We start from the raw sequence: 21,670 nt of genomic DNA on the forward strand, positions 1-21,670 counted from the left end.
GATTTCAGGTCTAGACCAGCTTGTTGTCGCTGAGCCACTTCTGAGCAATCTTCGAGGCAGACTCTTCGTCGTTCACGCTCGCCGCATTGAGCGCAATGAGGTCTTCGGGGCTCATCGCGGCGCTGATCTTGTTGATAATCTCGGCGGCTTTCTCATCGACACGGTCGCTCGCGAGTGGCACCACGTGAGACGCAAGAAACACTCCCTTGGTGTCTTTGAGTGAAACCAGTTTGTTGTCGCTGAGAGTTGGGTCGGCAGTGTAAATGATGGCGAGTTGAATCGAATCGTCTTTGAGCGCTTTGACGGTGAGTGGTCCGCCGCTGTCTTCGATGGGGGTGAACCCGACATCCTTGATGCCGTAAACGTCTGCAAGGCCTTTGGGGCCGTAGGGGCGTGACTCGGCTTCGGAGTTTGCCCCGAGCGTGAGTGGGCTCGCCACGTTTGAAAGGTCTGCCACTGTCTTCAGTTTCCACTTGTCAGCAAAGTCTTGCGTGACTGTATAGCTGTCTTGGTCGGTGGCAGGGGACTGGTCAAGCACGCGGAGACCCTTTGGCGTGGCCTTTGTCAGCGCTGAGTAAACGTCGTCCGAGAGGCGTGCCGTGGTGTCGGGCTCCCAAAACTGCAACAGGTTGCCGGTGTACTCGGGGAAGAGATCGATCTTGCCCGCCTCGATCTCGGGCAAATAAACCTCGCGCTGGCCGATCCTGAACTGGCGGTCAACCGAGTAGTCGTCGACTTCGAGCGCCTGCGCGTAAATCTCGGCGATGATCTCGTTCGAGTAGTAGTCTTGCGAACCGATCACGATGGTGTCACGATCGGCAGAAGCGTTGCCGGGTGCTGAATCCAACGGCTCGCTTGATCCGCAGGAGGAGAGTAAAAGCGCCCCGGTAACGGCAAGCGCTGCGCAAGCAGCGGAGACGAGGCGTGAGCGTTTTTGGGTGGAGTGAAGCACGGTCAAAGGTCCTTCCATCGGGGTGAGATGCATGGTCTGGGATTAGCGTGCCGGTTCGGTCACGCCTTTACTGCTGGTCTTGCGGTCGTGCGTTCTTGGGCTGCCGGGACTGCGCACGCGCCGTGCAAGTCTCTGGCAGTAGGCGAGCGCACCTTCCAAGGTGAGGGTGAGCACGAGCACCAGTATCGCGCCCGCGAGCATCTGGGGGTAATCCCTTGTTTTCAGCCCCGTGAAGAGATAACGGCCCAGTCCAAAGTCTGCTGTGTAAGCAGCGAGTGTTGCGGTCGAAACAACCTGCAGTGTCGCGGCACGGAGGCCACCGACTATTACCGGCAGAGCAAGCGGAACTTCAACACGCAGGATGACCTGGGTCGGGCTCAAACCAATGGCTCGCGCCGCCTCGGGAAGCGTTGGATCGATCGCTTGCACACCCGAATAGGCACCCGCGAGCAGCGACGGGACCGCGAGAACCACGAGCGCAATGAGGGGTGCAGCGAGACCGATCCCCAATGCCAAACCGAGAAGGGTCAACAGCCCGAGAGTGGGCAGGGCTCGCGCCGCACCTGTGAAGCCGCCAACGATCCCCGCTCCACGACGGGAATGCCCGATGAGGACACCCACCGGAAGCGAAACCGTGGAAGCCAGGAGAACGGCGAGTGCCGTGATCGCGAGGTGTTGCAACACGCGAGTTGGGATCCCTCCTGGGCCTGTCCAATGTTCAGGGGCGAGGATCCAGTTGAGTGTGTCTGCGAGTAGGTTCACGAGCTCACCCGCTGATCCGTGCCAGTTGAGGCCGCAAATCCCTGGCTTCGGGCCGACGAATGCCGTCGCGCCCAGGGGGAGAGCCAACGACCCGCCAGCAGAATGAGTCCGTCGATCAGCAGAGCAAGGGCCACAGTTGTGATTACTCCGCTCCACACCTCCGCGGCGATCCCACGCTGAAATCCATCAGTGAGGAGTGTGCCGAGACTCGACACCCCAATGAGCGCTCCGAGGGTGACCAGGCTGATCGTAGAGACGGCCACCACCCGAACTCCCGAGATGAGCACGGGGAGCGCGAGTGGTAGGTCGACCCGCCAGAACAGACTCGGCGCCGAGTACCCCACCGCGATGGCGGCTGCCCGCACGCCGGGATCAACCGACGCGAACGCGTCTGCAGCGGAACGCACGAGTAGAGCAACCCCGTAGATCGTGAGCATGATTACCATGTTTTGCCAGGAGCGAAGGGGGATGCCCAAGACGACCGGAATGATAATGAGGAGCGGCAAAGCTGGAATAGCGTAGGCGAGAGCCGTCGCCGAGAGAAGCGGGCCACCGATACGGGGTCGCTGAAATGCGAGTCGACCAAGCGGTACTGCGATCAGGACTGCGAAGAGGATCGCGGGGAGGCTCAGCCGCAAGTGATCGACCGCCAGCTCGGCCACTCGAGACCAGTTCTCGAAGAACCAATTCACGGGTTTATCACCCCGACGGCGCGCCCTTGGGCATCGACCGCGATGCGCTTGCCGCCGCGCTCGACGGTGCTGAGCTGACGCTCAGCGCGATCTGCCCCGATGAATTCACGTACGAAGTCGTCTGCGGGCGCGGCCATAATTTCGGCGGGAGTACCCCGTTGCGCGATGCGCCCTCGATCCCGCATCACAACAACCTCGTCGCCGAGCAGAAAAGCCTCATCAATATCGTGGGTCACAAACACGATGGTCTTCCCGAGCTCAGCCTGAATCCGAATCAACTCGCGCTGCAACTCTCGACGCACAATCGGATCCACCGCGCCAAAAGGTTCATCCATCAAAAGGATGTTGGGGTTCGCCGCGAGGGCCCGCGCTACGCCCACCCGCTGTTGTTGACCGCCTGAAAGCTGTGATGGATAACGCTTTCCGAGCGTGGGATCGAGGCCCACCCGCTCGAGGAGCGCTGTTGCCTCGGTTCGGGCCTCGCGCTTCGGCGTTCCCTGCAACACGGGAACGGTGGCAACATTGTCGAGCACGGTTCGGTGGGGCATGAGCCCACCCTGTTGAAGCACATACCCAATTGAGCGTCTGAGTTGCACCGGGTGCGTGTTGCGAACGTCCTCGCCATCGATGAGAATCCTGCCGGTCGACGGGGTGACCATGCGGTTCACCATTCGCAGCAGCGTGGTCTTACCTGACCCTGAGGAGCCAACAAACACCACGGTCTTGTGTGAGGGGATGGCCGCCGAGAAGTCGCCGACGGCTTCGGAACCATCATCGTATGTCTTCGACACATGCTCAAACTCGATCACGCCACACCTCCGGGTTGGTTTTCGATGATCGTCCGTTTAACCCTAGCGTTCGCGGAGCCCCCAGACGTGGCAGAGTTGGTTGATACTGCTTGACAACCCAGAATGTCCGAGGTCAGATCTAGGCTGGGAGTAACGGCAACCCCGCTGTCAGAATCGAGGATCGCGCATGTTCATTCAGAAGCGCAGCGGCAACGCCGCTGGTAGCCACGGAACTGGCGGCGATGGCGACATCAAGCTTGTGACGAGTGCGAGCGACTTGACGAGCGCGAGCGCGTGTGAGTTCGCCCTGCTGCGTCGGGTTGACGCCAAGTTGGGTCGTGACGTTGAGGTTCCTGCTGATGACGACCCTATGCTGAGGCGCGCGGCTGAACTGGGCGGGGTTCACGAAGACCGGGTGCTTCAACGGTACCGAGAAGAACTTGGTTTGGGGAGCCTTGGGAGCGCGGGTGGGGTTGTTGAGATCCCTCAGGTCGATTCGAGAGTTGAAGCCGAGCTTTTTGAGGCTTCGCGGCAAACGGAGTTGGCACTGCGCGGAGGGGCGGACGTCGTATTTCAAGCGACGTTTTATGATCCGGAGCAGAGGCCAGCTGAGAAGGCGAAGGGGGATCCCGCAATTGCTTTTGTCGGGTTTGCGGATTTTCTCCGTCGCTTGCCGAACGGCGACTATGAGGTGCAAGACACCAAGCTTGCGCGACGTGCCAGGGTCACAGCGCTCATGCAGCTTGCGGCATATGCCGAGCAACTGGAACGGATGGGGGTTCCTGCAGCACCCGAGGCGATGCTCATTCTCGGGGACGACGCTCAGTCGCGGCACCGACTTCTTGACATCGCACCAGTGTTTCGGCGTCGCCGTGAGCGACTGCACACCATTCTGTTGGAACGAGCGGGGCGGTCGGCCGAGACGGCACGCGTGCGAGCGCCGCTCCGATTGCCTGGGGTGCCCCAGGGGTAACCGCTTGTGGCCGATGCGAGGTGTGTGAGCCAGAGATTGAGCGTGCGCGGGATCCGCTGCTGATCGCGGGTCTCAGCAGGGCACAACGAGATGCACTGATTGCCGCGGGATACAACTCCATTGAGCGTGTTGCGTCACTCACTGAAGCAGGAAGCCTTGAGCTTCCCGGTCTCAGTGCGCAGGTGCTTGAACGTGCGAGTGAGCAGGCTTCGCTTCAACTTGAGGCAGCTCCCGGCAAGAAACCGCCTGTGCGTGTGTTCGATCCCGAGTCGCTTGCGGCGATCCCACAGCCGAACCCCGGCGACATATTTTTCGATTTCGAGGGAGATCCGCTCTATAGGGAGCCCGGCGAAGACGGCTCGGCGCGCTGGGGGCTTGACTACCTCTTTGGCATGGTCGATACGGATGAGCACTTCACAACCTTCTGGGCTCATACGCTGGAGGCAGAAAAGCAGGCGCTTATCGACTTCTTGGCGTTTGTGCGCCGCCGTCGAACTCAGTACCCGGATATGCGGATCTATCATTACGCCGCATATGAACGCACCCACCTGCTCAGCATCGCCGCACGTCACGGCGTTGGTGAGGCCGAAGTCGATGAACTGCTGCGTGAGCATGTGCTTGTCGACCTGTACCCGATCGTTCGTCGAGCGCTGCGCGTCGGATCCCGCTCCTACTCGATCAAGAAACTTGAACCGCTCTACATGGGCGCGGCACTTCGAGACGAAGATGGCGTGACAAGCGCTGCCCAGTCAGTGACTGAGTACGCCGACGCTAGCGCCTTGCTCGCGCGCGAAGAAGCCGCAGAGCGCGCCGAGGGCAGCGCAGACTCGAGGCGATTGCCGATTACAACCGCTACGATTGCGTCTCTACACTGAGGTTGCGAGACTGGCTCCTGTCGCTCGCCGCTGAACATCAGATCGCGCCGTATCCGACCCAGGTCGTTCAGAACTCTGAGACGCCAGAATTGAATCTGAGTTCCATTGCGGTTTCACTCACCACACACGCGGCCCGCGCGCGTAGTTCTTGCGACCGCACCACCGCCGCACTCGCTGCGAGCGCTATCGACTATCACCAGCGCGAGCAGAAATCGTTTTGGTGGGCGCACTTCGCTCGCATTGTTGATCCCGTCGAAGACTGGGCGGATACGAGAGACGTATTGATTGTTGATGTGCGCTCGAGCGCTGTGCTGGCCGACTGGTTTCTCCCCAGCAGAGCCCGCGCGGAGCGGCGACGGATCCGGCTGCGCGGCGATATTGCTCCGGGCAGCAGTCTTAAGGTCGGCACGGATGCGTTTCTGCTCTACGACTACCCCTCACCGTTCCCGCAACCCGGAGCAGCGCCGGGCGCTCGAGGGGCCCGCCGGGTCACGATTATCGATCGTCACGACGATGGTGTCACCGTTGAGGAGGTTCTTCCCGCGGGGCCGAGCGCTACGCCGAAATGCCGATTGCGCTGGTGCCGGGTCCGCCTCCGCCAGCCGGAGCTCAGCGAAGCGCGATTGAAGAGTGGGGCCAAGATCTCGTGGCTGCGCTTGATCAGGGGAAGTACCCACGCGACCCCGTGATTGACCTGATTCGACGCACTCCACCCAGACTCGCCACGGCAAACGCGGGGGAGTCGAGCGCGCTCGGCACCATTGTGGCGGCGGATGATGATCCAATCACCGCAGTCACTGAGGCGGTGCTGAGGCTCGATCGCAGCTATTTGGCGGTGCAGGGGCCACCCGGAACGGGCAAGACTTACCTCGCCACGCGGGTGATCAAACGATTGGCTCAAGATTATGGTTGGCGTATTGGGGTTGTCGCTCAGTCGCACCGGGTCGTTGAGCACGTGCTTGAGGGTGTGGTTGCCGCTGGGCTCTCCCCGCGTTGCGTCGCGAAGGTGCCGCAGGGGGGCGCACTCGCTGAAGGTGCGTCGACGCCCCCATATTCGGTGCTGCGCAAGAACGGGCACAGCGTGTTCCTGCAGGAACGGGTGGCAGAACAACACGGATGTGTGATTGGCGGAACCGCTTGGGACTTCGCCAATCACAGCCGCGTTGCTCGTCGAGAGCTTGATCTGTTGGTAATTGACGAAGCGGGCCAGTTCTCCCTGGCACCGACCATCGCCGCTTCCGTCTCAGCGCAACGGCTTTTGCTGTTGGGGGATCCGCAGCAGTTGCCACAGGTGTCGCAGGGGTCACATCCCGAACCGGTTGATACCTCTGCGCTTGCCTGGTTGCTTGGCGAACACGAAACGATGCCCGATGAGCTAGGCGTTTTTTTAGCCGAGACGCGTCGCATGCGGCCGGAACTCACCGAGGTGGTTTCAGAGCTTGCCTACGAGGGGCGCCTGCGGGCGCACCCGACCACCACTCGACGATCTGTGGCGAGTGCCGGGCTGCCCGGTCTCACCTGGCACCCCGTTATGCACACTGGAAACTCGACCAGTTCCCCTGAAGAGGCTGCCGTGGTTGTGAGGCTCGCGAACCGTATGCTGCTTGGCGAGCTGACAGAGGCGGGGCGAGATCCTCGCTCCCTTACCCAAAACGACCTCATTGTTGTGGCGGCCTACAATGCGCAGGTTGAGTGCGTTGCTCAGGCGCTCGCCGGGGCCGGTCTCGACGAGATTCGTGTTGGCACGGTCGATAAGTTCCAGGGGCAGGAAGCAGCTGTGGCCATCGTGACGCTTGCGGCCTCGAGTGCAGAAGATGTGCCACGTGGGCTCGAATTTCTCCTGCTGCGTAACCGTCTGAACGTCGCGATCAGCCGGGCCCAGTGGGCTGCGCACCTGGTCTCCTCTGCGCTGCTGGGCGATGGGCTGCCCAGCAGCGCAGAGGGAGTTGCAGCGCTTTCTGGCTACCTGCGACTCACGGAGCGCGGTGCGCACTCAGAAGTTACCCCTGAACTCATGCACTGAGTCAATGACTTCACCAGTTTCACTGAGTTCGAAGATTCACTGAGCGGTCGACGGTCTTTCTTGGCTTATGTACCCCGCTACGGTCACAAGGTCGTCCACGCCGTTTGCCGCGTTTGTGACCGGGGTGTCGTTGTCGCGATGCTCGCTAGGGTGCGGGCGCAGCCGTGATTCTTGCAGAGACCTTCGGTGTTGCGCAAGGCTAGATAGTTTGTGCGGAGCGGGTATATGTTGTGACACAGAGTCAACTTCGCTCTTCACGGGGAACGCGAACGCAGTCTCCGGAGCACTCAGCCAAAGGAGAAAGACATGTCGGATCAAGATCAAAGCGGACAGAGCCAGGCATCGGAAGAAGTGCGAAGCATTCGGGACTGGGCTGACCTGGGCCAGGAAATGTGGTCGTATCTTACGGGACGTCACGCCATGGTGAATTACTCGTTTGACGATATGACTGTTGAGGTGCCTCGGGACATCGGTCCAGATGCGCCGCGCGCTGTATGGAAGTTCAACGGCACCGTGCGCATCACGACCAGCGATGATCATACAGAGGGGTGAGTCAAGTGGCTGCCTCTACCAGATTCGATGTCGATGTGAGCTTCGAGGTCACACTGCCCGAGGCTGACGGCCAAGACGTTAAGCGTGTGACGGGTACCATCCAAGCTGCCGGAACTGACATCGTCTTGAACTGTGACAGCCCAGAGGTGTTCATGCAGAGCGGTGTCAAGAATCAAACGATCTTGCGTGCGTTCGCCGAAGTACTCGCATCTCGGGGAACAACCGTATCCGTTGAGGGGCCTGACGGAATGGTGGTTCGGCTTGGGGATCTGCAAAGTCCTCTGGTGCAACGCATGTTGTTGCGGAGTCGACACATAGAGTTTGGTCCTGGGATTAAGCTCACCTCGTTGCTTGGAAATGGAGCATCCCGAAGCCAAAGAGATACAGTGTCGTCTTTGATCCCGCCATTGACCCTCAGTCCGATACTGCCCACGTTCGGAAGAAATATCGTGAGGACCGTCACCACCACGAACTATGGTTACGGGGCTGGGCATCCCCGTCTTGCCTACGTGCTCGACTCCGACCGTTGGAATGGCTCAGCTCCGAGCGTCTGCGACCTCACCAAGAAAGTTACGACGATCGGTTCCGCGCAAGAAGCGGACCTGGTGCTTCCTGGCGCGAGGTTGATACACGCAGAGATTCGGCACACACCCGAGGACGAGTACGTGCTGATCGCACACGGTCCGGCAAGCACCGGCATTGATCCCAAACACACCACGGCAAAGGGAGCCGAGGGTGGTGTGCTTCTTCGCAACGGCGCCAGAATCGGAATTGGGGATTGGCGTATTGCCTTCTTTCGGGAGGAGTATGCCGATCATGGCCGACCGTTTGGGGCAGAGCCGGCGGGGAATGGTCGCATCAGCGCCCTCAACCTCCCAGAAAGATCCATCGTGAAGAGGACGAGGAGTAACGGCGAAGCTGCTGTTTGGCGCGGTGCCTAGTCTGTGGGTATCGCGCCGAATTGTTTCCGTTGACCTGCCGTGAGTCATTGCCTCGACGAACGCCCGCGATTCCGGCTAGCGTGGGGGTATGGCAAAAGCAGGCGGTCCTTTCAAAACCCCTCCATCCGGAACGCTGCCGCTCCTCGGTGCAAACTCGGGATCGGATGTTCGAGAGGGGGTGACTGTGCCTATGCCTTCGAAACGTTCTCACATACCGGCCTTCGAGGTGATGCGGATCACTGACGAGATCGCTCGACGGCGTGCGGGCGGTCACGACGTCGTTTCGTTGTGCGCGGGCGAACCGAGCGCGAGGCCGGTGCCCGGCACGCTCAAGCCGGCCGGCTACACGGGGCCGCTCGGCACTATGCCGTTGCGCGAGGCCATCGCGGGTCACTACCGTGACTGGTACGATCTCGAGGTTGATCCCGCGGCGGTTGCGGTGACGACCGGATCCTCGGGGGCATTCCAGCTGGTGTTCCTCGCGGCGTTTGATCCGGGTGATCGCGTCGCCCTTGCGAGTCCCGGCTACCCGGCCTACCGCAATATTTTGACGGCGTTGGGGGTGCAGGTCGTTGAGATCCCGACCGGACCTGAAACCCGCTACCAGCCGACGCGCGAGCTTCTCGACGCCGCGGTAGAGCAGCACGGCTCCCTGGCAGGGCTCATCATCGCGTCCCCAGCCAACCCAACGGGCACCATGCTGCAGCGCGGAGAACTCGCTCGGCTCGCGGCGTGGTGCCGCAGAGGCGGCGTGCGGCTCATCAGTGACGAGATTTATCACGGGATCACTTTTCCTGCACCGGGATCACCTGATCCTCGCGGGGTCAGCGTGCTCTCGGCCGAACCCGAAGCTATCGTCATCAACTCGTTTTCGAAGTACTGGGGCATGACCGGCTGGCGGCTTGGTTGGGCGATCTTGCCGCCAGATTTGCTTGCCCCGATGGAGGCGTTGGCCTCGAACTTTGCGCTGTCGCCACCGGCGCCTGCACAAGAGCTTGCCCTCACCGCGTTTACTCCCGAAACTTACGCTGAGCGCGACGGCATCGTTGCGAATTTTGCTCGGGCGCGTGAACTCATTCTGGCGGCGGCCCCCGAACTGCAGTGGGGAACCGCTGCACCCTCAGACGGTGCGTTTTACTACTACTCCGAGCTTGGCCCGCAGCTCGAACGGTTCAGCAATTCGGTTGACTACGCGCGAGCGCTCCTTGAGCAAGCGAACGTCGCTATCGTGCCCGGTGTTGATTTTGATCCCGTCGCGGGCACCCGTGCGGTTCGTCTCTCGTACGCCGCGGGCGAGTCGGCGGTCGTGGAGGCGCTTGAACGGATCATTCGGTTTCAGAACGCCGGGTAATGAAACCGGTCACGTACGGGGACCCTGCGATTGGTAAGGTCTGGAGCCAGTGAGATGTTCCGGTAGTCTCAGTCTTCTTGTTACTGGCTGAGTGCTCATTGCCGAGATTCAGTACGCGAAACAGAGTCAACCTATGCCACCCGCACGGGCCTCCCACTGGCGATGCCGGTTCGGCGCTGGAACGCCTCAGTGGTCAGCGCGAGCGCATGATCCTGAGCCGCCTCAAACCCAAGCGCATCAGCAACGTGCTGCTCTGCCCCGCCGAGCTGCAGCACAATCGCCGTCACAGAATCCGCAAGTGGACCCTCCAGCTCCGCCACAACACGCGCCACCGCTGACTGCACGGCACGCGCAAGCGCGCGCGGATCCCGAGCTGATTCTTCGACCTCGGCCCGGCCGTAGGTGACCCCGTCACCCGACAGTGCTTCGGCAAACACCGCAGACTCGGTGCATCGCACCTGAATCTCAAGCACACTACTCGAGGAGGCCGGCGCGACCGAAAACGGGAGCGGAATGCCCGAAGGGCCCCACCCTGCTCATCGTGATGATGATCGGGTGAAGCCCCTCCGAAACTAAACTTCAAATCCATGCATTACAGCTTAGGTGCTGCACGAACGCGAAGGCTGCATGCGCGGCGTGTTACGCCTGGGCTGCGAGAACTTCTTCGACGGTCGACGATGCGAGGTCGGGGAATGCCTGCTCAACGCCGGCATTGGTGATAACACCAGCGTGGGCATTGAGGCCCTTTGCGAGCGAAGGATCAGCCTTCAGCGCTGCAACCCAGCCCTTGTCAGCGAGTGCGACGACGTAGGGGAGCGTTGCGTTGGTGAGCGCTGCGGTTGAGGTCTCGGGGACCGCACCGGGCATGTTGGCCACGCAGTAGTAGATCGAGTTGTGTACCTCGAAGGTGGGATCGTCGTGCGTGGTGGGGCGCGAGTTCTCGAAGCAGCCACCCTGGTCGATCGCGATGTCGACGAGCACAGAGCCCGGCTTCATCTGGGCAACCATCTCGTCGGTGACGAGCTTCGGAGCCTTCTCGCCCGGGATCAGGACGGAGCCGATGACCAGGTCGGCTTCTTTGAGGGCCTCGGTGATGTTGTGTGCATTCGAGGTGCGGGTCTGGATGCGACCGTTGAACTCGTCCTCCAGCTGCTTCAGGCGGGGGATGAAAATGTCGATCACGGTGACCTCTGCACCCATGCCGTAGGCAATACGGGCAGCCTGCTCGCCGGCAGCGCCGCCACCGATGACAACAACCTTGCCGCGACGGGTTGCGGTGACGCCGCCGAGCAGAATGCCACGGCCACCGTTAGCCTTCATGAGGCTGTAAGCGCCAACCTGCACTGAAAGACGTCCTGCGACCTCAGACATGGGGCGAGCAGGGGCAGGCCGCGGCTAGGCAACTGCACGGTCTCGTACGCAATAGCGGTGGTGCCCGAGTTGATCACGGCGTCGGTGCACTCGCGTGAAGCAGCGAGGTGCAGGTAGGTGAAGAGCACCTGATCCTTGCGCATCTTGCTGTACTCAGCCGCGATGGGCTCCTTGACCTTGAGGATCATGTCGGCCTGTGCCCACACGTCGTCTGCACCCTCAACAATCTTTGCGCCTGCAGCAATGTACTCGGCGTCGGTGATGGCGGATCCGAGACCGGCACCGGCCTGGACGAGAACCTCGTGGCCGCGGCGAGCGAGCTCGTAGACGCCGGCCTGCGTGATGGCCACGCGGTTTTCATTGTTCTTAATTTCGGTGGGAATACCGACGCGCATGTTGTGCTCCAAACGAAGTCGCGGAATGTGGATGGTCGAGCGTTAGCTCGCGACACCAACAGCGTAATCGATGTTGCGCGCGAGAGAACGTACTGATTGTGCAGTATATTCGTATTCCGTGGTGAAAAGGTGAATTCTCTTCGGAATTCGTCTAAATTGTGAATTGAATGCAAGCGGAAGGTGGGTTTTGGTGTCCGAAGCTTCGAAGAATCTGCGCCTCGACGTCGAACTCGATGAAATCGACCGCAAGATTATTGAGGAACTGCAGACGAATGGTCGCATTACCAACGCGGAGCTTGCTGACCGAGTTGGGGTTGCCGCGTCCACCTGTATTGCTCGAGTGCGCAACTTGGTTTCCCGCCGCATCATCACTGGGTTCACCGCGACGGTCGATCCGAGGGCAATGGGACTCGAACTTCAGGTGCTCGTGAGCGTCACGGTTCGCTCTGGCGCCCGTCAGCGCATCGCAGAGATGAGTAACGAACTTCGTGCCCTGCCCGAGGTCATGCAGCTGTTCTTTTTGGGCGGTGTCGAAGACTTCATCATTCATCTTGCGGCGCGCGACTCAGATCACGTGCGTGATTTTGTGATGGAGAATCTCTCCGCTCACCCTGCTGTGTCATCGACACGCACCAGCATCGTCTTTAGTCACCATCTGAACCCGGTTCGCGCTGAGAATTAGCGAGCAGGGGGCGGCCTGGGTCACTCCTAGTGCAACGAGGGCGGCATGAGCCGTGTCTCGTGGGCGTCAAGTGCGAGCTCCGCGGTGCGCAGGGCTTCAGAACTGTACTGACCAATAGCCCGCTCTTCGAGCAGCGCGTTTCGTTGCGCTTCAAGGGCGAGTCGTGCGTAACGCAGATAGCTTTGTGCGGGGGTCTCCTCGCTCGGGATCATCACCTGACCTGTTTCAGGGAGCGCAAGTGCGATCGGCGCGAGAGCGTTACGTGCACTCGCCCGGGCTCGATCAACTGCCTCGGTAGACGCTGGATCAAGCTCTTTCGATTTCTCTTGATTCGCGACCGCGTCGTCGATCGCCTCGTTGCCGGCCTCGATGAGGTCCTTGCTGAGCGAGGCCAACTCGCCCGCGCTCGGCCCCGAGTTGGTGCCCTTGGGCCAGAGTCTGCGAATGAGCGGCGGCAGGGAGAGCCCGTGCAGTAGCAGCGTCACAACGGCCACACCAAAGGCGACCAGAATCAGGTGCGCTCTGAAAGGAACAGCGGTTGGAATAGATTGAGCTGCAGCGAGCGTCACCACACCGCGCATGCCACTCCAAGAGAGCGCCGCGCCCTCGCGCCAACCCAGCCGCTGCTGGCGCTCGTGAACGAGATCGGCTTTCGAACGCTGGGCGAGTAGTTCAAGCTTGCGAAGTTTTCGAGTGCTCGGATTTGCCTCGTCGCGCACGCGCTTTGCGATTTCGGAGAATCCGTTGCTGCGTTGCTCATAGACTCGTGAGGTGCCTCGCATTGAAAAGAGCATCGGCACCATAAACGCCGCGCGGCAGATGATGAGAACTGCCACGACCAGTAGCACGATAAGGCCAACGTGCTCTAGTCGCAGAGGACTGTCTCCAACCTGACTGACGAGCGTGTGCAACTGCAATCCCATGATCAGGAACACGCCATTTTCAAGGATGAACTGAATGGTGCGCCAGTTCAGCCGCTCATTCATGCGAGCGGTTGCGCTGAATCTGCGAGAGGCGTGGTGCCCCGTATAGAGCCCTGTAACGACTACCGCAAGAACTCCCGAAGCATCTATCGCCTCCGCAGGAATGAACGCGACGAAGGGCACCACAAACGAGATCATCGTGTCAAAGACGGGATTGCGCAGTTTTGAACGCATCCACACCGTGACCAGACCCATAACAAATCCGACAAGAATCGCGGCAGCGACAGAGTAGGCAAACGTGCCCGTGGCGTTCCAAAAGGCGAAGCTCCCGGCAACAGCCGCGAGCGCTGTTTTGAGAAGTACCAGCGAGGTCGCGTCATTAACGAGGCTTTCGCCCTCAAGAATCGAGACCACACGGTCTGGCATGCCGAGCCGCTTACCGATCGAGGTCGCCGCGACCGCGTCTGTCGGGCTTACGACGGCTCCAAGGGCCACCGCGATGGGAAAAGGAATGTCGGGAATGACGGTGTGAACAACCCAGCCGATGACCACCGCAGAAATGATCACGAGCAGCACTGAGAGACCCACGACGGGGCGAAGATTGCGCCTGAAATCAACGAGCGGCACGTTCACCGCGGCGGCGTAGAGCAGTGGCGGTAGCACACCCAGCAAGATGATCTCGGGGTCGATCTCTACTATTGGTACGAAGGGCAGATAACCCGCCCCGATTCCCAGCACCACAAGCAGAAGCGGTGCTGCAATGCCGATTCTTCCGCCGAGAATTGACGCGCCCACCAGCACAATCACGCCCAATACCGCGATGAGCCCCAGTTCCATGGATTTAGCCTACGGGGTCGTCGCAGTGCTGGGCTGCGAGAGTCAGCGGAATATCTGCAAATCCATAAAATTGCGCCCAACGCTCGAACTCGGGGAGAGCGGCAGCGATGTCGAATCGTTCGCCGGGGAAAGGAGAAAGATTCACGGTTCCTCGTTTTCGTGTGTCGTGTTTCCAAGTACCGACCACACGACCATCATCTACAACTGTCGCTAGGAACATGCCGTTTTTGCCGGGCACAATGTGTTCAAAGTATTCGGGCGCAATCTGCGCGTCTCGATTGGTGTATCCCAGGAGATGTTCGTCAAAGGCAGGGAGCAAGTGCAAGCCGGAAAGAGCGGACGAATGCCCGGAGAGCGGCTCGTCAGGACTGTCGAGCAACTCGGGATCGACCCATAGCGTGTCAGTGTTATCTGCCAGCGAGACCGACACAAGCCGTCCCAATTCCTCAGCGAGAGCCAAACTGCGGTCGGTTTCGCGAAGCGTCAGCCCACTCCACCACGCGAGATCTTTGCGCCGAATTGGTCCTCGAGCAGCGGCATAGCGGGTGGCGAGCTCTGCAAGGGCGTCATCGCCGCCGAGAGATCGAGGATGTTGGATCCAATCTTCAGCGAGTACCAGCCTGGGTTCGCTGTCGCCCTGCTGTGGCCCGAACACTGCGAGACCGTTTTGGCAGAGCCACCAGATCAAGTGGTACCTCCAGGCGCTCTGCCACTCGATGCCGGCCTCGGTCCAAGTCGTCGAGAGTTCGTCTCTATCAAGGGAGTTGTCGTTGGCGAGCGCAGCGAGCGACGTCTCGACCAGTCGATCGAGCAGCGCATCAGTGATGCCGAGAAAATCACGTCGTTTGGGAGCACTCGCCAGTACTCGGTGGTTGGTCAGAGACTGCATCCATCCAATGTCTTCGGCGGCTACAACGTGGATGGTTCCGCGCATGGGCCACGATCGAACGATAAGCCTCTTGTTAAACGCAGCGTAGACGTCAGCAACAGTTGTTCCAGGGCTGCGAACTCCGAGTGCCCACCGCGATGATCGCCAGTCTTGGCCCTGCATCGCGAGCATGCGCGATGCAGTCGCGGCGATCCTCTCTGGGCCGGTCGCAACGGCAGCGTCCACACCCGGTGCCGCGCCCGCACCCTGCAACCCCTGAGCCCGCATCCTTAGCCGCAGCAGTTCGTCTTGATTGATCGTCGCGTTCATGCGCCCAGTGTATTCTCGACCTCCGACCTTGCTGCCCGAATCTAGAACCTCGCGCGTGCGTACTGCGCTGGCACCAGCGACGAAGCAACGGGAGCGCGCAACTCATGGGCCCAGCTGATCGGCAAATGCGGATTTGTGAGCAACGGCCGGGCAAGCAGGATCACATCGGCTTGACCCGTTGCCAAGATCCCTCGGCTTGTGCAGAAGTGGTAATGAGCCCAACCGCACCAACGGGAAGCGACCCGCGTCGCACGGCAGCCGCGAGGCCAACCTGGTATGAAGGCCCAACCGGGATCGGAGCGTTGGGCACGTTCGCTGCGGATGACACACTCACAAAGTCAGCGCCAGCCTCGGCGAGCAGCTCGGAAAGCTCGGTTGCTTCTTCGACCGTGAACCCACCCTCAACCCAGTCAGTCGCCGAGATTCGCACCGAAATCGGCAGCTCTGGGTGGTTCGAACGAATCGCACTCACCACCTCCAACAGCAAGCGGGATCGCCCAGCAAGGTCTCCACCGTAACCATCGGTTCGTTTGTTTGAAAGCGGTGACAAGAACTCGTGCAGCAGGTAACCGTGCGCCGCGTGAATCTCGACCAGGTCAAACCCGACGCTTACCGCTCGATCAGCCCCCGCGGCAAATGCGCTCACAAGCTCGGGTAACTCAGACGTTTCAAGGGCGCGCGGTGTTGCATAATCGCCGAAAGGGATCGCGGAGGGTGCGACAGTTTCCCAGCCGCCTTCTTCGACCGGCACTGACCCCGAAGGCTGGCCCGGCAGACTCGGGTAGGTCGATCCCTTGCGGCCCGCATGCGCGAGCTGGATCCCGATCTTCGCGCCGTGCGAGTGCACAATCTCAACGATCCGACGGAGTGGGGCGAGTTGATCCTCACTCCAAATGCCGGGGCACTGCGGGCTAATGCGCCCTCAGGCACAACTCCGGTCGCCTCCATGGTCACAAGGCCGGCGCCACCGCGTGCCAGCCCACCGAGATGCTGCAGGTGCCAGTCGCTAACAACACCGTCTACAGCGGAGTACTGACACATGGGTGCAACCCACACTCGGTTGCGAATCTCAAGGTTTCGGATGGTTATGGGGCGGAAGAGAAATGGATCGGCCATGCGATTCAGTCTAGGGATGTTCGGCCCGCTCAAGACTCCGGTCAGTGCATTGTTGCGTCGGTTGACATCGCGGGGCACCCTTCCGTCGCGGCTTCGGGCCTCAGCTCGTAGTGCCAGGGTTCATTTTCGTAGGTCTGGCATAGCCCATACGACGCACCAAACTGCGAGAACCACGCGGTAGCATCCACGCCACCGAGGTCAACTGCGCGACCGGAGACATGGGAAGAAACCTCGGGTGTCGCGACCCAGCGCGAAGCCTCCTCTTCAGAACCGTACTTGGCCGCTGCTTCGCGATAGAGCTGAGCCTGATATTCCTTTGATCGCCAGCCGCTGTTCACAAACACATCGACACCTTCAGCGTTCGCCGCCGTGCTCGCCTGGCGCAGTGCGTGCAGCAGGTCGGGATCCAAATTCACGATTCCCGGGAAGTGATCGCCGAAGGCGGTTGTCTTGTTCGGGAGCTTACCCTGTGACTCGGGATCGCTGCTCTGCGACTCATTCCTACTGTCTAATGCAGACAACACCACGCCCGGAGCCATATTCATGTCCTGCTGTCCCGAAGCTTGTGAAGCGAAGGGCTTGAGTAGTAGCGTCACGAGCACAATCGCAATGACCGCGACAAGGCTCGCGGCACCTATCAGAACGACGGCGGCTGACCGGGGAATTTGATGAGTTGTGCCATTCATACCCTCAACCCAACTCCCTGAGCTGTTGCCCGGGCGTATGCGGCTTTCGATACATTGACGATATGTAGGGCGACGTAGGATCGAACTCATGCGCGTGTTAATCGTCGAAGACGAGCCCTTTATGGCCGAGGCAATTCGCGACGGTCTGCGTCTTGAGGCGATTGCGGCCGACATTGCGGGTGACGGTGACACCGCTCTTGAACTGCTGAGCATCAATGACTACGACATTGCGGTGTTGGATCGAGACGTTCCGGGCCCCTCTGGTGACGAGATTGCGAAGCGGATCGTGGCGTCGGGGAGTGGCATGCCGATCCTTATGTTGACGGCCGCCGACAGAATCGACGACAAGGCCTCTGGCTTTGAACTCGGCGCCGACGACTACCTGACGAAACCGTTTGAGCTACAAGAACTCGTGCTGCGGTTGCGCGCGCTCGACAGGCGTCGAGCACACAACCGCCCGCCCGTGCGTGAAATCGTTGGGTTGAAGGTTGATCCGTTTCGCCGTGAGGTGTTTCGAGACGGCCGGTATGTCGCCCTCACCCGAAAGCAGTTTGCCGTTCTTGAAGTGTTGGTCGCTGCTGATGGCGGCGTAATCAGCGCCGAAGAGTTGCTGGAGCGGGCGTGGGACGAAAATGCCGATCCATTTACAAACGCGGTGAGGATCACGGTTTCGGGGTTGCGGAAGCGCCTCGGCGAACCCTGGCTTATCGCAACCGTCGCGGGTGTGGGGTACCGCATCGACACCGGGTCGGATACGGACTCAAATGCCGACTAGCGAAACCCGCTCTCTACGAGAGCCCGGCATGAGCGTACGACTGAAGCTCACCCTCAGCTACGCCGGGTTTCTCATGCTTGCTGGGGTGTTGCTGCTCGCGGTTGTTTGGGTGTTTCTGTTGCGTTATGTGCCACCCGAGGCTGTCTACGCTCAGAGCGGGCACTTCTCTCCTGGGCGTGACGATCTGCTGAAGGAGTTTGTTCCCCGTGCCGGTTGGGCGCTGTTTGCACTGTTGGTGTGTGGTTTGGGTGGCGGCTGGCTTCTTGCGGGTCGTATGCTTGCTCCACTGAATAGGATCACCGCGGCAACACGCCTGGCCGCAGCGGGGTCGCTGTCGCACCGGATCCAGCTCGAGGGGCACGAAGATGAGTTCCGTGAGCTTGCTGATGCCTTTGACGCGATGCTCGCGAGGCTCGAATCTCAGGTCGGCGAGCAGCGTCGATTTGCAGCGAATGCCTCGCACGAGTTGCGCACGCCACTCGCCATTTCGCGAACGATTCTGGATGTGGCTCGCAAAGATCCCGAACGAGATGTGCGAGCAGATATTGAGCGACTGCACACGGTCAACGCGCGGGCCATCGCGCTGACTGAGGCGTTGTTGTTGCTCAGCCGGGCAGACCAACGCACCTTTGACCGAGAACAGGTGGGTCTCCCGCTGATGGTCGACGAAGCGGTCGAAACGCTGCTTCCGCTCGCTGAGAAGCGCGGTGTCGCGCTTCACATTTCTGGGGAGTCGGCGGTGTGCAGCGGATCCCCGGCTCTACTGCTGCAGGTTATTACCAACCTCGTGCACAACGCGATCGTGCACAACCTTTCCGAGGGAGGGCATACCTGGATTACCACGGGTGTGCGGGAGTCTTCGGTTTTTGTGGCCGTAGAGAACACCGGAGACGTTATGCCGCCCGAGCTGGTGGCTACGCTCACGGAACCGTTTCAGCGCGGTACCAATCGCATTCACCGTAATCAGGCCGGAGTTGGGCTCGGCCTCGCGATTGTGAACAGCGTTGTGCAGGCACACGATGGCGCATTACACATCACGCCTCGCAATGCGGGCGGGCTTGTCGTTGTTGTGGAATTGCCAGGGACTTGAACTCTATGAGTGAGCCTAGCTGGCGAGCGAATCACCGCGATCAACCCGCACCGAGTACGGTTGTAGGGATATGAACAACGGAGAACGCGTGAACCTCGGCCAGCTGCTTGACGATCAATCATTTGGTGGGGGCAGCGTTAACGCTGACGACGTGTTTGCCGCGTTCGAAGAGTGGGCCTGGGAAGAGAAGGCCCTGCGGCTCTACCCCGCGCAGGAAGAGGCGATCCTCGGCATCGCGCTCGGCAGCAACGTGATCCTCGCGACGCCCACCGGCACAGGCAAGTCGCTCGTGGCTCTCGGAGCCCACTTCATCGCCGTCGCGGCGGGGCAGCGCACTGTCTACACCGCTCCCATCAAGGCTCTCGTCAGCGAAAAGTTCTTCGATCTCGTCGACGTGTTCGGCGCAGAGCGTGTCGGCATGGTGACGGGGGACACCTCGATCAATCCAGACGCCCCGATCCTGTGCTGCACCGCCGAGATTCTTGCGAATCTCGCGATTCGGGATCGCGACGCCGGTGGTATTACCCAGGTGGTCATGGACGAGTTTCACTTCTACGCCGAGCCCGACCGAGGTTGGGCGTGGCAGGTGCCACTGCTACTCATGAACAACACGCAGTTTTTGCTCATGTCGGCAACGCTGGGTGATGTGACCGACCTCGCTGACGATCTCAGCCGTCGTACGGGCCGCGACACAGCGCTCGTCACGGGGGTCGAACGCCCAGTGCCACTGCACTTTGAATACCAGGTTGCGCCTGCTCACGAGGTCGTTGAGAAACTTATTGAGGATCGGCAGACCCCCGCCTATCTTGTCCATTTCAATCAGTCGCACGCGATTGAGCAGGCGCAGGCTCTCGCCAGCATTCGCGTTGTTGACCGCGCGGGCCGCGACGAGATTGCTGAGGCAATTGGAGACTTCAAGTTCTCGACCGGGTTTGGCAGTACCCTGTCACGCCTCGTGCGATCCGGCATCGGCGTGCACCACGCGGGTATGCTGCCGCGCTACCGCCGCCTCGTCGAACAACTTGCCCAGCGAGGGTTGCTGCGGGTCATCTGCGGCACCGACACGCTCGGCGTCGGTATCAACGTGCCGATCCGCACGGTTGTGCTCACGGCCCTCACTAAGTTCGACGGCGAGAAAATGAGGCGGCTTTCAGCCCGTGAGTTCCACCAGATCGCCGGTCGTGCCGGTCGCGCTGGCTTCGACACCGAGGGTGATGTGATTGCTCTCGCGCCCGAACACGAGATCGAAAACGCAAAGGCCGTCGCCAAAGCCGAGGCGAAAGCGGGTGGCGGCAAAAAGGCGAAGCCGGTCAAGAAGAAGTCGGCACCGCAGGGGTTTGTTGCCTGGTCGGAAGCGACGCTCGACAAGATCGTCGCTTCCCAGCCCGAGGCGCTCGTCAGCCGTATGCGGGTCACCCACGCGATGGTGCTCGGCGTGATCGGTCGTGGCGAGCGGCGCGAGGGGGAGGCCCTCGAAACCATGCGCACGCTCGTGTTCGACAGCCACGAGCCGCGCGCCACCCAGTTTGCCCACGCCCGCACGGCAATCGAGATCTTCCGCACGCTCCGCAATGGCGGCATCGTGGAGGTGCGCGAGGACGCTAGGGGCCACCGGCTACTGGGATTGACCGTTGAACTGCAAGCGAACTTCGCGCTCAACCAGCCGCTTTCGCCGTTTGCGCTCGCCGCAATCGAACTGCTTGACCCCGAATCAGACAGCTATCCGCTCGATGCGATCTCTATTATTGAGGCGACCCTCGAGAATCCGCGCGCGATCCTGCGGGCCCAAGAACACAAGGCGCGTGGTGAGGCCGTCGCCGCGATGAAGTCCGAGGGGATCGAGTACGACGAGCGCATGGAGCTGCTCGAAGCGGTGACCTACCCCATGCCGCTGAAGGAACTGCTCGATGAGGCGTTCCACGAGTACCTCAAGGAGGTGCCGTGGGCGCGCGATTACGAACTCAGACCAAAATCGGTAGTGCGCGACATGATCGAGCGTGCGTTCGGGTTTCGGGATCTCGTGTCGTTTTACCAGCTCAGCCGCGCCGAGGGTGGGGTGCTGCGTTACCTCAGTGACGCATATCGGGCCATCGAGCGCACGGTGCCCGAGCAGGCGAAGACACCGGAACTTGAAGAGCTCATCGACTGGCTCGGTGAGCTGGTGCGGCAGGTCGACTCGAGCCTCATTGACGAGTGGGAAGAACTGGCGAACCCCGACCCCGAGGCCCACCGCGCCGCGCACTCGGGCGGTGGGATCGACGTGCCGCCGCCGGCGCGCTCCGTGCTGAGTAACGAGCGTGCATTCATGGTGATGCTGCGCAACGCGCTCTTCAGACGAGTGCAGGCAGCTGCGTTCGAGCGCTACGACGTGCTCGCCGAGCTTGAGAGCGCCCACGCAACCGGGCCCGGTGCCTTTAATGAGGACCGCTGGCGCGACGCGCTCGCCGGATACTTCACCGAGTACGACGAGATCCTTACCGACGCCGATGCGCGCGCGTCTAGGTTTCTCGAACTCGATCGAGGTGCGGAGGCGCTTGCCGCAGGTACATGGCGCTTCCGTCAGGTACTGCTTGACCCGGAGGGCGATCGCGACTGGGGCATTGAAGGGATCGTGGATCTCGACGCTTCTGAAGCCGAAGGTGAACCCGTGATTCGGGTGGAGCGTGTCGGCCCATTTCATGAGTAGCA

General features: G+C 60.9%; 19 protein-coding genes and 2 pseudogenes. 11 read left to right on the forward strand and 10 right to left on the reverse strand.

Annotated elements, in window-relative coordinates; genetic code table 11:
* Positions 1 to 10 precede the first annotated feature (10 nt).
* The 4 genes from G7066_RS05455 to G7066_RS05470 are packed head-to-tail and all read right to left on the reverse strand — an operon-like array spanning position 11 to position 3,215.
* On the reverse strand, positions 11 to 970 hold the full coding sequence (locus G7066_RS05455) for an ABC transporter substrate-binding protein (RefSeq protein ID WP_166331925.1): 960 nt from the start codon (positions 968 to 970) through the stop codon (positions 11 to 13).
* 24 nt (positions 971 to 994) lie between these two features.
* Positions 995 to 1,714: an ABC transporter permease gene (locus G7066_RS05460; protein ID WP_166329630.1), complete on the reverse strand. Its 720-nt coding sequence runs from the start codon at positions 1,712 to 1,714 to the stop codon at positions 995 to 997.
* Positions 1,711 to 2,406, reverse strand: coding sequence for an ABC transporter permease (locus G7066_RS05465; RefSeq protein ID WP_166329632.1), 696 nt, complete (start codon positions 2,404 to 2,406; stop codon positions 1,711 to 1,713). Before G7066_RS05465 ends, G7066_RS05460 begins: the two co-directional genes overlap by 4 nt.
* Positions 2,403 to 3,215 (reverse strand): ABC transporter ATP-binding protein, encoded by an 813-nt coding sequence (locus G7066_RS05470; protein WP_166329634.1) that lies wholly within the window; start codon positions 3,213 to 3,215, stop codon positions 2,403 to 2,405. The genes G7066_RS05465 and G7066_RS05470 overlap by 4 nt, the downstream gene beginning before the upstream one ends.
* Positions 3,216 to 3,381: 166 nt before the next feature.
* Here G7066_RS05470 and G7066_RS15815 point away from each other — a divergent pair, with 166 nt between their 5' ends.
* From G7066_RS15815 to G7066_RS05490, 7 genes are all read left to right on the forward strand, one after another.
* A complete protein-coding gene (locus tag G7066_RS15815; RefSeq protein ID WP_244303311.1) occupies positions 3,382 to 4,167 on the forward strand; it encodes a hypothetical protein in 786 nt (261 codons plus the stop codon).
* Positions 4,168 to 4,187: 20 nt separating this feature from the next.
* Entirely contained in the window at positions 4,188 to 5,042 is an 855-nt protein-coding gene (locus G7066_RS15820) for a TM0106 family RecB-like putative nuclease (protein ID WP_244303312.1), read from the forward strand.
* Positions 5,043 to 5,044: 2 nt separating this feature from the next.
* Positions 5,045 to 5,731: a hypothetical protein gene (locus tag G7066_RS15825; RefSeq protein WP_244303313.1), complete on the forward strand. Its 687-nt coding sequence runs from the start codon at positions 5,045 to 5,047 to the stop codon at positions 5,729 to 5,731.
* On the forward strand, positions 5,689 to 7,065 hold the full coding sequence (locus G7066_RS15830) for a DEAD/DEAH box helicase (protein WP_244303314.1): 1,377 nt from the start codon (positions 5,689 to 5,691) through the stop codon (positions 7,063 to 7,065). The genes G7066_RS15825 and G7066_RS15830 overlap by 43 nt, the downstream gene beginning before the upstream one ends.
* A 306-nt stretch (positions 7,066 to 7,371) precedes the next feature.
* Positions 7,372 to 7,617 carry a hypothetical protein gene (locus G7066_RS05480; protein WP_166329636.1) on the forward strand — a complete coding sequence of 82 codons (246 nt, stop codon included), beginning with the start codon at positions 7,372 to 7,374 and terminating at the stop codon, positions 7,615 to 7,617.
* Positions 7,618 to 7,622: 5 nt separating this feature from the next.
* Positions 7,623 to 8,558, forward strand: coding sequence for an FHA domain-containing protein (locus G7066_RS05485; RefSeq protein WP_166329638.1), 936 nt, complete (start codon positions 7,623 to 7,625; stop codon positions 8,556 to 8,558).
* A gap of 88 nt (positions 8,559 to 8,646) precedes the next feature.
* Positions 8,647 to 9,909, forward strand: a complete 1,263-nt coding sequence (locus G7066_RS05490) for a pyridoxal phosphate-dependent aminotransferase (RefSeq protein WP_166329640.1) — start codon at positions 8,647 to 8,649, stop codon at positions 9,907 to 9,909.
* A 131-nt stretch (positions 9,910 to 10,040) separates the two neighbouring features.
* Here G7066_RS05490 and G7066_RS05495 read toward each other — a convergent pair whose 3' ends face one another.
* Together G7066_RS05495 and ald are read right to left on the reverse strand one after the other, a co-directional pair.
* A complete protein-coding gene (locus G7066_RS05495; RefSeq protein WP_166329642.1) occupies positions 10,041 to 10,382 on the reverse strand; it encodes a hypothetical protein in 342 nt (113 codons plus the stop codon).
* Positions 10,383 to 10,548: 166 nt separating this feature from the next.
* A pseudogene (ald, locus tag G7066_RS05500) lies at positions 10,549 to 11,675 on the reverse strand (alanine dehydrogenase).
* Between the two features lie 190 nt (positions 11,676 to 11,865).
* On the opposite strand from ald, the gene G7066_RS05505 reads away from it, so the two are divergent.
* A complete protein-coding gene (locus tag G7066_RS05505) occupies positions 11,866 to 12,357 on the forward strand; it encodes an Lrp/AsnC family transcriptional regulator (RefSeq protein ID WP_166329644.1) in 492 nt (163 codons plus the stop codon).
* Between the two features lie 26 nt (positions 12,358 to 12,383).
* Here the strand turns inward: G7066_RS05505 and G7066_RS05510 are convergent, their stop codons facing one another.
* From G7066_RS05510 to G7066_RS05525, 4 genes and pseudogenes are all read right to left on the reverse strand, one after another.
* Positions 12,384 to 14,117: a cation:proton antiporter gene (locus G7066_RS05510; RefSeq protein ID WP_166329646.1), complete on the reverse strand. Its 1,734-nt coding sequence runs from the start codon at positions 14,115 to 14,117 to the stop codon at positions 12,384 to 12,386.
* 4 nt (positions 14,118 to 14,121) lie between these two features.
* A complete protein-coding gene (locus G7066_RS05515) occupies positions 14,122 to 15,315 on the reverse strand; it encodes a winged helix DNA-binding domain-containing protein (protein WP_166329648.1) in 1,194 nt (397 codons plus the stop codon).
* Positions 15,316 to 15,475: 160 nt separating this feature from the next.
* Positions 15,476 to 16,431 (reverse strand): annotated as a pseudogene (locus tag G7066_RS05520) (oxidoreductase).
* Between the two features lie 41 nt (positions 16,432 to 16,472).
* Positions 16,473 to 17,117: a M15 family metallopeptidase gene (locus tag G7066_RS05525; protein ID WP_205881535.1), complete on the reverse strand. Its 645-nt coding sequence runs from the start codon at positions 17,115 to 17,117 to the stop codon at positions 16,473 to 16,475.
* Positions 17,118 to 17,205: 88 nt separating this feature from the next.
* Here G7066_RS05525 and G7066_RS05530 point away from each other — a divergent pair, with 88 nt between their 5' ends.
* From G7066_RS05530 to G7066_RS05540, 3 genes are all read left to right on the forward strand, one after another.
* Complete coding sequence (locus G7066_RS05530) at positions 17,206 to 17,892, forward strand: response regulator transcription factor (RefSeq protein WP_166329650.1); 687 nt, start codon at positions 17,206 to 17,208, stop codon at positions 17,890 to 17,892.
* Positions 17,893 to 17,920: 28 nt separating this feature from the next.
* Positions 17,921 to 18,982, forward strand: a complete 1,062-nt coding sequence (locus tag G7066_RS05535) for a sensor histidine kinase (protein ID WP_166329652.1) — start codon at positions 17,921 to 17,923, stop codon at positions 18,980 to 18,982.
* 70 nt (positions 18,983 to 19,052) lie between these two features.
* On the forward strand, positions 19,053 to 21,668 hold the full coding sequence (locus G7066_RS05540; RefSeq protein WP_166329654.1) for a DEAD/DEAH box helicase: 2,616 nt from the start codon (positions 19,053 to 19,055) through the stop codon (positions 21,666 to 21,668).
* The last annotated feature ends 2 nt before the right edge of the window (positions 21,669 to 21,670 follow it).

It is taken from the genome of Leucobacter coleopterorum (assembly GCF_011382985.1).
GTDB lineage: Bacteria > Actinomycetota > Actinomycetes > Actinomycetales > Microbacteriaceae > Leucobacter > Leucobacter coleopterorum.